At 65.6% G+C, this 12,275-nt stretch carries 2 protein-coding genes; both read left to right on the top strand.

Annotated features, from left to right (window positions below; translation table 11 throughout):
• The first annotated feature begins 97 nt into the window (after nucleotides 1-97).
• A complete protein-coding gene (locus ABNK63_RS11865; RefSeq protein ID WP_350015740.1) occupies nucleotides 98-1,687 on the top strand; it encodes a ShlB/FhaC/HecB family hemolysin secretion/activation protein in 1,590 nt (529 codons plus the stop codon).
• Nucleotides 1,688-1,810: 123 nt separating this feature from the next.
• Entirely contained in the window at nucleotides 1,811-12,274 is a 10,464-nt protein-coding gene (locus ABNK63_RS11860; protein ID WP_350015739.1) for a filamentous hemagglutinin N-terminal domain-containing protein, read from the top strand.
• Nucleotide 12,275: the final 1 nt, after the last annotated feature.

The following is a 12,275-nucleotide window of genomic DNA, read 5'->3' as shown; positions in this document are numbered from 1 at the left end:
TGCTGGCGGCGGATCAGCTGACCAGGCTTCCGGCACGGCGGCGCCTGCCGGCAGCTCTCCACAGACTCCGCCGGCGCAGGTCCAGGCGGACAACGTGGTGCCGCCAGTCCGTGATCGTGATGCCGCCGCCGATCAGAAGATTGCCGTGCAGGGTTTCCACGTGACGGGCGTGGCCGACCATTCCGATGTCGGAGTGACGCCGGCCAGCATCCAGGCTCTGGCCGATGCGCAGTACCAGGAACTGGCGGCCAAGGCCGGCACTCCGGTGGAGCTCAGCTTCGACGACATGCAGGCGGTCGCCAACAAGATCGTCGAGCGTTATCGCAGTGCCGGCTTCATCGTCTCCAACGCGTTCCTGCCGGCGCAGACGGTGGGGCCGGACAAGATCGTGCAGATCCAGGTGCTGGAAGGAAAGATCGGCAAGATCATCGTCAAGGGCACCAAGCGCTACCGGCCCAGCGTGATCTCTGCTTCGGCGCAGGAACTCCGCGGCAAGCCGCTGCAGAAGAGCGATGTGGATACCGCCTTGCTCTACGCGCGCGATCTCCCCGGTGTCACCGTGGCATCGACATTCCAGCCCGGCGAGAACACGGGCGATACCGATCTGGTAATGATCGCCACCGAAGCGAAGCGTCCGGTCAAGTTCATGCTGGGTGCCAACAATTACGGCACCGAGCTCACCGGCCGCTACCGTGCACAGGCCGGCATCGAATGGGCCAATCCGCTGGGCATCGGCGACGTATTCAACCTCAACGTCGACTATGCGCTGGATCCCAGCGACAACATCTACGGCGCGACCACGTATCGCGCGCCGGCGCCCTGGGTGCCCGGTTTGTCAGCCGTGGTCGGCGCCTCCCGCAACGAGTTGCAGATCAATACCGGTTCGTTCGCGGCGCTGGACGTGAAGGGTCCCAGTTCCCTCTATTACGGCGGCATGGACTGGAAGTTCATCAATCGCGACGACATGCAGGCGCTGAGCACGCTGCATGTGATCCGGGAAGAGTCCAAGCTGGACAGTCTGGGATTCCACCTGTCGGACGAGAAATTCACCGTGGGGGAACTGACCTACGGTTTGCTGCACACCGACCGTCGCTTCAACGGTGTCGACATCCTTCAGGTCGGCTTGCGCAAGTCCATCAGTGACGATTCGCTCGTTCCCGACCTGGTCAGTCCGCAGCACTCGCGCAGCTTCCTGGTGACGAAGCTGTCGTACACGCGCATGCAGTTCCTCACCAAGTCGCAGCGGCTCTATCTGAAACTGGTGGGCCAGTACACCAACGATGCCCTGATCCCGCTTGAGCAGTTCGCCCTGGGCGGCCCCGACAGCACCCGCGCCTACCCGATTGCCGATGCCTTGCGCGACCGTGGCTACTACACCTCGCTGGAGTATCACGTCGACGCCCCGGGTTTCGGCGACAAGGTGTCGCCTTTCTACGGAAGGCCATGGCGCGAACTGCTGGAGTTCCAGGTGTTCGTCGACTACGCCAAGGGTTTTTCCGCGGGTGCCAACCGCGAGATCACGCCCGACACGGCCACCTTGAGTGGCGTGGGCGCAGGTCTGATTTTCCGCCTGCCACGATTCCACAATTTCGAGTTTCACCTCAACGGTGCCGTGCCCCTGGGTTCGCAGGATGCGTCTGACCACAAGGGCTACCACATCTACTCCCGGTTCAGCTTCACGTTCTGACGGATGACGACCATGAGCAAGAGCACAAAGCAGCGCACGATGCGCACGACGGCGCGCGTCCATGCAGATCGGACTTCCGGAACGGCACTGCCCTTGAGGCGGACCTGGCCCATCAGTCTCTGCGTGGGCCTGGCCCTGGGGTCGATCGTGTTCAGTGGCGAGGCACTCGCCGGAGGACCGACCGGTGGCGTGGTGGTGGGTGGCTCGGGTTCCATCGCCCAAAGTGGCAACAGCACCGTCATCAACCAGGTGTCGCAGAAGCTGGCGCTGAACTGGGAGACCTTCAATCTGGCAGCCAACGAAACGGTGCTGTTCAATCAGCCCGGTCGGTCGGCGGTGGCCCTGAATCGCATCCTCGACCAGAATCCCAGCCAGATCTTCGGCAAGATCAATTCAAACGGCCAGATCTTCCTGATCAACACGCACGGCATCATCTTCGGCGCCACCGCGCAGATGAATGTCGGCGGCCTGCTCGCCAGTACGCTGGACCTCACCCCGAACGACTTTCTCGCGGGGCGCTATAACCTCAACGTGGCGGGTGCGGGGGCTGGCATCGTCAACCACGGCCTGATCCAGGCCGCGAGCGGCGGTTCCGTCAGTCTGGTGGGCGGCAGCGTCCTCAACGACGGCGTGATCTTCGCCAACTACGGCAAGATCAACCTCGACGGTGCGGACCATGCCACGCTGGACTTCGATGGCAATGGCCTGATCAACATCCAGATCACCGGTGAACTGAAGGAACGCCTGGACGCGAAGGAAGCCGCGGTCACCAACAAGGGTACCTTGCGCGCCGAAGACGGCACCGTGGTGCTGCAGGCTTCGGCCACCAAAGACCTGTTCACCAACCTGGTCAACAACGCCGGCGTGATCGATGCCAGCGGCATCAGCACCGATGGCGGCGTGGTGCGTCTGGTCGGCAACGGCGGCAACGTCGAGAACAGCGGCAACATCACGGTGTCCGGCGTGCACGGCGGCAGCGCCCAGTTGCTGTCCGATCAGGATGTCAACGTCAGCGGCAGCGTTGACGCCTCCGGTACCTTGGGCGGCGGCAGCATCCGCATCGGCGGAGGTCAGCAAGGTGGTGAAGGATTGCTCAGGGCTGCCAACAGCACGCTCGGCGCCAGCGCCACATTGAATGCCGACGCCACGCAATCCGGCAACGGCGGCTCCGTGGTCGTATGGGGCGACCAGTCCAGCACCATCGCAGGCAGCCTGAGCGCCCGCGGTGGCACCCTGGGCGGCAACGGTGGCGCCATCGAAACTTCGGCTGCGCACGTCAGCATCGCCGACAGCGCCCGCGTCAACACGTTGGCCGCCAACGGTACGAATGGCGACTGGCTGATCGACCCGAAGGACTTCAAGATTGCCGCCAGCGGCGGCGACATCACGGGTGCCACGCTAGGCACCAATCTGGGCAGCGGCAACGTCACGATCCTGTCCAGCAGTGGCAGCGGCGGCGGCAGCGGCAACATCAACGTGAATGATACGGTGAGCTGGGGCGCAAACACGCTTACTCTCACCGCCGCCAAGGATGTCAACATCAATGCCGTGCTCACCGGCACCGGGACATCGGCACTGGTTCTGAATTCGGCAACCGCCAACGGAGCAGATGCGGCCGTGGCGGGCGGCGCCATCAAGATCGGCAAGAACATCACCACGGGTGGCAACCAGACCTACAACGGCCCGGTGGTCCTTGGCGCCAACGTGACGCTTGCCAGCAGCGGCAGCGGCACCATCAATTTCATCTCGACGGTGGACGGTGGGCACACCCTCTCGGTGAATACGGGCGGCCAGACGACGTTTGGTGGGGCGGTCGGTGCGGCGAACGCCCTGACAAGTCTGACCACGGACGCGGCGGGCACTACGATGCTGGGTGGCGACGTTCACACCACCGCCGCGCAGACCTACAACGACAGCGTGACCCTGGGCAACAGTGACACCCTTGCGGGTACGACGGTAAAACTGCTCGGCGGTGTAACCGGATCGGGCAACGGCCTGACCGTTACGGGCAATGCCGTGCTTGGCAGCGCGTTTTCCGGCCTGACTACGCTTTCGGTCAGCGGTACGACGGCGCTCAACGCCACGGGTGTGAGCACGAGTGGCGATCAGACGTACAGCGGCGCGGTGACACTGGGTGCCAATACGCTACTGATGAGCACGGGCGGCTCGATCGACTTCGCGTCGACGGTCGACGGTGCGCACACACTGGGAGTGCAGAGCACGAGTGGCGCGGCAACCTTCGGCGATGCGGTGGGCGGCGGGGTGGCGCTGACCGGTCTGACCACGAACAGCGGCACGTTCAGTGCGGGCGATGTCACCGTCAACGGTTCCTTGTCGGTGACCACCACCACAGGCAACATCTCGCAGACGTCGGGCATCTTCAGCGTAGCCGGCACCTCGGCCTTCAACGCCGGCAGCGGGACGATCACGCTGAACAACCTCAATGCATTCACCGGTGCGGTGAGTCTCACCGGTGGAGCCACTCAGGTCACGAACAGCGGCGATCTGGTTCTGGGTACCTTGAACACGGGCGCACTGACCGTCGTCAGCAACAGCGGTGCGCTGGACCTGGGCACCGGCACGATCAATGGCGATTTGTCGGCGACCGCGGCAACCACCATCACGGTCGACGGCACGCTTGCAGGCTTGGGCAACGCTGCATTTTCCGGCGCTGCGCCAACAGGGACGGGAAGCATCACCGGCACCGGTTCGATCACCGGCCTGGGCAGTGCCGCGTTCAACCTGACCGGCAACACGGCGGGCAGCACCGGCGGCGTCACCTTCAACGGTTTCACAAGCGCCGACACCACGACGGTTACGGGAGCTTCGGGGTTCGACGACAACGCCGGAACCAGCCTGGGCATGACCTTCGCCAATGCCACCAACGTGGCGGGTACCGGTACCATTGCGAACGTCGCCGGCAGCTTCGACGATCACGCCGGGGCATCGTCGGCAAGCGGCATAACCTATACCGGGTTCGGCGCGGTGTCGGGCACCGGTGGCGACGTCACCGACGTGACCGGGGCTTTCGACGTCGGTACGAAGACCTCGAGCGACTCGGGCCTGGATTACAGTGCTTTCGGTCTGACCACGATAACCGGCAACGGCTCTGGGGCCACGATCACGGGTTCGGGCCAGACCTACCTGCTGGACAATGCCGTCGCGGACAAAGGCAGCAGCAACGGTGTGAACTGGACATCGTTCGGCAACATCGCCGACGCCAGCGGCACGGTGAACTTCGGTACCAGCGGCAGCGTCACGGGCAACATCACCGCGCAGACGCTGAATTACACCAACTACGGCACGGCGGTGACGTTCGACCTGGGCAATGGCGCCGGCGCGACGAGCGGCATGGGCGGCACGTGGACAGGCGTCACCACGGTGACAGGCAGTGGCAACAGCGACACGATCACGGGTTCGGGCCAGACCTACCAGCTGGACAACACCGTTGCCAACCAGGGCAGCAGTGGCCTGGTGGGCTGGAGCTCGTTCGAGAACATCAGCGACGCCACCGGCACGGTCAACTTCGGCACCAACGGCGGGGTCACCGGCACCATCGCGGTGCAGACGCTGGACTTCGGCAACTACCTGCAGGATCTGACGCTGAACGTGGACACCGGCGCGATCTCGGGTGCCAGTGGCAGCTTCAGCGGTTACACCACGGTCAATGCGAACGCGGCGCAAAGCAACACGGTGACCGGTACGAGCCAGACCTATGCGCTGGACAATACGGTGGCCAACCAGGGCAGCAGCAACGGCTACAACTGGGGCGGCTTCCAGAACATCAGCGACGCGACCGGCACGGTGAACTTCGGTACGGCCGGCAGCCTTGCGGGCAACGTCGCGGCGCAGACGCTGAACTACGCCAGCTACGGCACGGCGGTGTCGCTGGACCTGTCCAACGGCAGCGGCGCGACGACCGGCATTGGCGGCACCTGGAGCGGCGTGACGTCGGTGACCGGCAGCGGTCACAACGACACGGTGCATGGCAGCAGCCAGACCTACAACCTGACGGGCGCGAACGCTGGCGGCAGCGGCTTGCTGAACTGGACGTCGTTCGAGAACCTGAGTGACAGCACGGCAGGCAACTTCGTGTTTGCCAATGGCGCGAGCGTCAGCGGCACGCTGGCGGGCGGTGGTGCAGGCACGCTGGATTACAGCGCGTACACCACGGCGGTGAGCGTGGGCCTGGGTGGTACGGCGACCGGCACCAGTGGCTGGAGCGGCATCAGCACGGTGAAGGGCGGTTCGGCGTCGGACACGATCAGCGGCAGCAGCCAGACGTATCACCTGACCGGCGCGAACGCCGGCAACAATGGCGTGTTGAGCTGGACCTCGTTCGAGAACCTGACCGACAGCGCAGCGGGCAACTTCGTGTTTGCGAACGGTGCGGGCGTCAGCGGCATGCTGACGGCCGGCAGCGCAGGCACGCTGGATTACAGCGCGTACACGACGGCGGTGAACGTGGGCCTGGGCGGCACGGCCACCGGCACCGGCGGCTGGAGCGGCATCACCACGGCCAAGGGCGGCTCGGCCTCGGACACGATCACGGGTTCGGGCCAGACCTACCAGCTGGACAACACCGTTGCCAACCAGGGCAGCAGTGGCCTGGTGGGCTGGAGCTCGTTCGAGAACATCAGCGACGCCACCGGCACGGTCAACTTCGGCACCAACGGCGGGGTCACCGGCACCATCGCGGTGCAGACGCTGGACTTCGGCAACTACCTGCAGGATCTGACGCTGAACGTGGACACCGGCGCGATCTCGGGTGCCAGTGGCAGCTTCAGCGGTTACACCACGGTCAATGCGAACGCGGCGCAAAGCAACACGGTGACCGGTACGAGCCAGACCTATGCGCTGGACAATACGGTGGCCAACCAGGGCAGCAGCAACGGCTACAACTGGGGCGGCTTCCAGAACATCAGCGACGCGACCGGCACGGTGAACTTCGGTACGGCCGGCAGCCTTGCGGGCAACGTCGCGGCGCAGACGCTGAACTACGCCAGCTACGGCACGGCGGTGTCGCTGGACCTGTCCAACGGCAGCGGCGCGACGACCGGCATTGGCGGCACCTGGAGCGGCGTGACGTCGGTGACCGGCAGCGGTCACAACGACACGGTGCATGGCAGCAGCCAGACCTACAACCTGACGGGCGCGAACGCTGGCGGCAGCGGCTTGCTGAACTGGACGTCGTTCGAGAACCTGAGTGACAGCACGGCAGGCAACTTCGTGTTTGCCAATGGCGCGAGCGTCAGCGGCACGCTGGCGGGCGGTGGTGCAGGCACGCTGGATTACAGCGCGTACACCACGGCGGTGAGCGTGGGCCTGGGTGGTACGGCGACCGGCACCAGTGGCTGGAGCGGCATCAGCACGGTGAAGGGCGGTTCGGCGTCGGACACGATCAGCGGCAGCAGCCAGACGTATCACCTGACCGGGGCGAACGCGGGCAACAACGGCACGATGAGCTGGGTCTCGTTCGAGAACCTGAGCGACAGCGCAGCGGGCAACTTCGTGTTTGCGAACGGTGCGGGCGTCAGCGGCATGCTGACGGCCGGCAGCGCAGGCACGCTGGATTACAGTGCGTACACCACGGCGGTGAACGTGGGCCTGGGCGGCACGGCCACCGGGACCGGCGGCTGGAGCGGCATCACCACGGCCAAGGGCGGCTCGGCCGCGGACACGATCAGCGGCAGCAACCAGACCTACACCCTGACCGGCGCAAACGCCGGCAACGGCGGCGCGCTGGCCTGGACCTCGTTCGAGAACATCGCCGATGCCGGCACCGGCACGATCGCGACCGCGGGCGCGCAGGTCTACAACCTGAGCGGAAGCAACACCGGCACGGTCACGACCCTGCTGCCGGGTGGCTTCAGTGGCATCGGCAACCTCAACGCGGCCAGCGGCACGGTGAACTTCGGTACCAGCGGCAGCGTCACGGGCAACATCACCGCGCAGACGCTGAATTACACCAACTACGGCACGGCGGTGACGTTCGACCTGGGCAATGGCGCCGGCGCGACGAGCGGCATGGGCGGCACGTGGACAGGCGTCACCACGGTGACAGGCAGTGGCAACAGCGACACGATCACGGGTTCGGGCCAGACCTACCAGCTGGACAACACCGTTGCCAACCAGGGCAGCAGTGGCCTGGTGGGCTGGAGCTCGTTCGAGAACATCAGCGACGCCACCGGCACGGTCAACTTCGGCACCAACGGCGGGGTCACCGGCACCATCGCGGTGCAGACGCTGGACTTCGGCAACTACCTGCAGGATCTGACGCTGAACGTGGACACCGGCGCGATCTCGGGTGCCAGTGGCAGCTTCAGCGGTTACACCACGGTCAATGCGAACGCGGCGCAAAGCAACACGGTGACCGGTACGAGCCAGACCTATGCGCTGGACAATACGGTGGCCAACCAGGGCAGCAGCAACGGCTACAACTGGGGCGGCTTCCAGAACATCAGCGACGCGACCGGCACGGTGAACTTCGGTACGGCCGGCAGCCTTGCGGGCAACGTCGCGGCGCAGACGCTGAACTACGCCAGCTACGGCACGGCGGTGTCGCTGGACCTGTCCAACGGCAGCGGCGCGACGACCGGCATTGGCGGCACCTGGAGCGGCGTGACGTCGGTGACCGGCAGCGGTCACAACGACACGGTGCATGGCAGCAGCCAGACCTACAACCTGACGGGCGCGAACGCTGGCGGCAGCGGCTTGCTGAACTGGACGTCGTTCGAGAACCTGAGTGACAGCACGGCAGGCAACTTCGTGTTTGCCAATGGCGCGAGCGTCAGCGGCACGCTGGCGGGCGGTGGTGCAGGCACGCTGGATTACAGCGCGTACACCACGGCGGTGAGCGTGGGCCTGGGTGGTACGGCGACCGGCACCAGTGGCTGGAGCGGCATCAGCACGGTGAAGGGCGGTTCGGCGTCGGACACGATCAGCGGCAGCAGCCAGACGTATCACCTGACCGGGGCGAACGCGGGCAACAACGGCACGATGAGCTGGGTCTCGTTCGAGAACCTGAGCGACAGCGCAGCGGGCAACTTCGTGTTTGCCAACGGTGCGAGCGTCAGCGGCATGCTGACGGCCGGCAGTGCAGGCACGCTGGATTACAGTGCGTACACCACGGCGGTGAACGTGGGCCTGGGCGGCACGGCCACCGGGACCGGCGGCTGGAGCGGCATCACCACGGCCAAGGGCGGCTCGGCCTCGGACACGATCAGCGGCAGCAACCAGACCTACACCCTGACCGGCGCAAACGCCGGCAACGGCGGCGCGCTGGCCTGGACCTCGTTCGAGAACATCGCCGATGCCGGCACCGGCACGCTGTCCGCGTCCAACCAGAACTGGAGTCTCACCGGCCACAATCAGGGTACGGTGACCAGTCTGGCCGGAACCTTCTCCGGCATCGGCAACCTGATCGACACCGGTACCGGCCATTTCTTCATGCACTCGGGTGCCGACGGGGATATCTCGGGGAATCTCGACGCTGGAAGCAACGGCAGCCTGGACTACTCGGGATACACCACGCCGGTCAATGTGAACCTGTCCGGTGCGGGTACGACAGGGGTTGGCGGTACCACGTCGGGCATCGCAGCGGTGACGGCGAGCAGCAATCTTGGCGTCAGCGGCAATGCGGCCGGCACGCTGACGATTACCACGACCGGAGCCGGAACCAGCACGACGCTGGGTGCGACCACGGTGGGTGGCGACCTGCTCATCACCAGCAGCGGAGCGGTATCGCAGACGGGCGCTGCGCTGGCCGTGGCGGGTACCACCACGATCAATGCCGGCACCAGCGCGATTACCCTCGCTGGCGGCAGCAATGACTTCGGTGGCACGGTGAATCTCGCCGGTGGCGCCACGCAGATCAGCGACATCAACGCCTTGACGCTGGGAACGGTGAGCACGGGTGCGTTGACGGTGAATTCGGGCAACCTGACCGTGGGCGGCATGCTCAACGGCACGGCAGTGAGTCTGAACTCGTCCGGCACGATCAATGAAGGACCGGCAGGCAGCATCACCGCCACCACGCTGACCGGTCATTCGGCAGGTGCAACCAGCCTCGCCGGGGTCAACCATGTCGGCACCCTGGGCAGCTTCACTGCCGCCGGCTTTGCGCTGACCAACGCGCAGTCGCTTGCCGTGACCGGGACAGTCGATGGCGGCGCCAGCATGGCGTTGACCACGACCGCCGGGAACCTGGCCATCAACGGTGCGTTGAGCGGCACCACCACCACCCTGAAATCGGCCGGAACAATCAGCGAAGGAGCCGGCGGCAACATCACCGCCGCGACGCTCACGGGCCAGTCGGCGGGGGCTGCCACGCTCAACGGCAGCAATCACGTCACCAGCCTGGGCAACTTCAGTGCCGCGGGTTTCGCCCTCACCAACGCCCAGTCACTGACCATCGCCGGCACCCTGAACGGCGGCGCCAGTACGGCGCTGACCACCACCGCCGGCAACCTGGCGATCAACGCGGCGGTCAATGGCGCGACGACGACACTCACCTCCGCGGGCGCGATCAGCCAAGGCGCAGGCGGTGTCATCACGGCCACCATGCTGGCCGGCCAATCCGTTGGAGCAACGACGCTCAACGGCAGCAACCACATCGGCACGCTGGGCAGCTTCACCGCGGCTGGCTTCGCACTGACCAACGCCCAAGCGTTGACCGTCACCGGTCCCGTCAGCGGCGGCACCAGCACGACCTTGGCAACCACGGCCGGCAACCTGGCCATCAACGGCGCGGTGAGCGGCACCACGACCACGCTCAACTCGGCCGCGGACATCACCGAAGGCAGCGGTGGCGGCATCACCGCGACCACCTTGAATGGCAGTTCGGTCGGCAACACCGTGCTGAACCAGGCCAACCACGTCGGCACGCTCGGGAGCTTCAGTGCCGCCAATTTCGCTCTCACCAATGCGCAAGCGCTGAGTGTGGCTGGCCCGCTGACCACCGCGGGTGGTACCGGCGACATCAGCCTGACCACGACCAGCGGAGCGCTGAGCGTGAATACGGCCTTGACGGGTGATGACGTTTCGCTGACCTCGGCCGGCGATCTGGCATTGGGCAACAACGTCACGGGCACGACGGTGAACCTGGGCTCCAGCGGCAATATCAGCCAGGGCGGCGGCATCCTCACCGCCGGCACGCTGACCGGCAGTTCGACCGGCAGCACCATGCTGAATCAGGCCAACAAGGTCGCCACGCTTGGCGATTTCAGCGCGACGGCCTTCAGCCTGACCAATGCGCGTTCGCTGACCGTGAGTGGTCCGCTCCAGGGCGGCGCCAGTACCACGTTGACCACGACCGCCGGCGATCTGGCGATCAACGGTGCGGTCAGCGGCACCACCACCACGCTCAACTCCGCCGGCGCGATTACCGAGGGGGCGGCAGGCAGCATCACTGCCAATCTGCTGACGGGTCAGTCGACCGGCAATACCACACTGGACGGCAGCAACCACATCAACACGCTGGGCAGCTTCACGGCAGACTTCAGTCTGACCAATGCGCAGACGCTGACGGTGGTCGGGCCACTCGATGGCGGTCCGGCCGTGACACTCACGACCACCGCGGGTGACCTGATCATCAACGGTGCCGTCAGCGGCACCACGACGACGCTGAAGTCGGCCGGTGCCATCAGCGAAGGTGCCGGCGGCAGCATCACGGCCGGTACCCTGAGCGGCCAGTCGGTCGGCGCGACGACCCTCACCGGCGCCAACCACATCGGTACCCTGGGCAGCTTCAGCGCAGCGAACTTCGCGCTGAGCAATGCGCAGGCGCTGACGGTCAATGGCGCGGTCAACGGCGGTTCCGCCCTGGCCCTGACCACGACCGCCGGTGGACTGTCCATCAACGGGTCGATCAGCGGCACGAAGACCACGCTGAAGTCCGCCGGCGCGATCAACGAAGGCTCCGGTGGCCTGATCACGGCCGGCACCCTGAGCGGAAGCGCGGCAGGCGCCACCACGCTGGGCAGTGCCTCCGGTCGCATCAACAACATGGTCGACACGCTTGGCAACTTCTCGTCGCCGGGTGGTTTCAGCATGACCAACAACAAGACCCTGACTCTGGCGTCGGTCGATGGCAGCACGTTCACGGTCAACGCCGGCAACGCGGTCACCTATCTGTCGGTGACCAATGGCGACTTGTTCCAGCTGGGCACCACGCCGCTCTACAACAGCACGGGCATCTGGGGCTCAACCGGACGGATGGGCAAGGCCTCGGCGCCCATCTACGTGATCGGCAGCGGTTTGCAGCAGATTGCGAATGTCGGTTTCCCGCCCGCCTATTTCTATGCGATCGACAGCAGCAACAACCTGCTGCCGCTGGGTGGTGGTTTCGCGATCAACGTTCCGACCGCGACCGGTGCAGGCAGTGCGCAGAACGGCAACCACGGTGACTCCTACATCGACCCGAGTGTGATCACGGCGAACTATCGTTCCTACGGCATCGTGCCGTCCGGCGTGCGCTTGCCGGCCGATCAGCAGAGCGGGTGCGATCCGGATCAGCCGGACCAGCAGGATTGCCAGGAAGGCGACACGGTGGGGATGGTGGGCTTCATGATGAATGGTCGCCGATGAG

The organism is Rhodanobacter sp. IGA1.0, from assembly GCF_040208325.1.
GTDB classification, from domain to species: Bacteria; Pseudomonadota; Gammaproteobacteria; order Xanthomonadales; family Rhodanobacteraceae; genus Rhodanobacter; species Rhodanobacter spathiphylli.
Note: the sequence above shows the minus strand (reverse complement) of the source record. Positions and strands in the feature narration are given on the sequence as shown.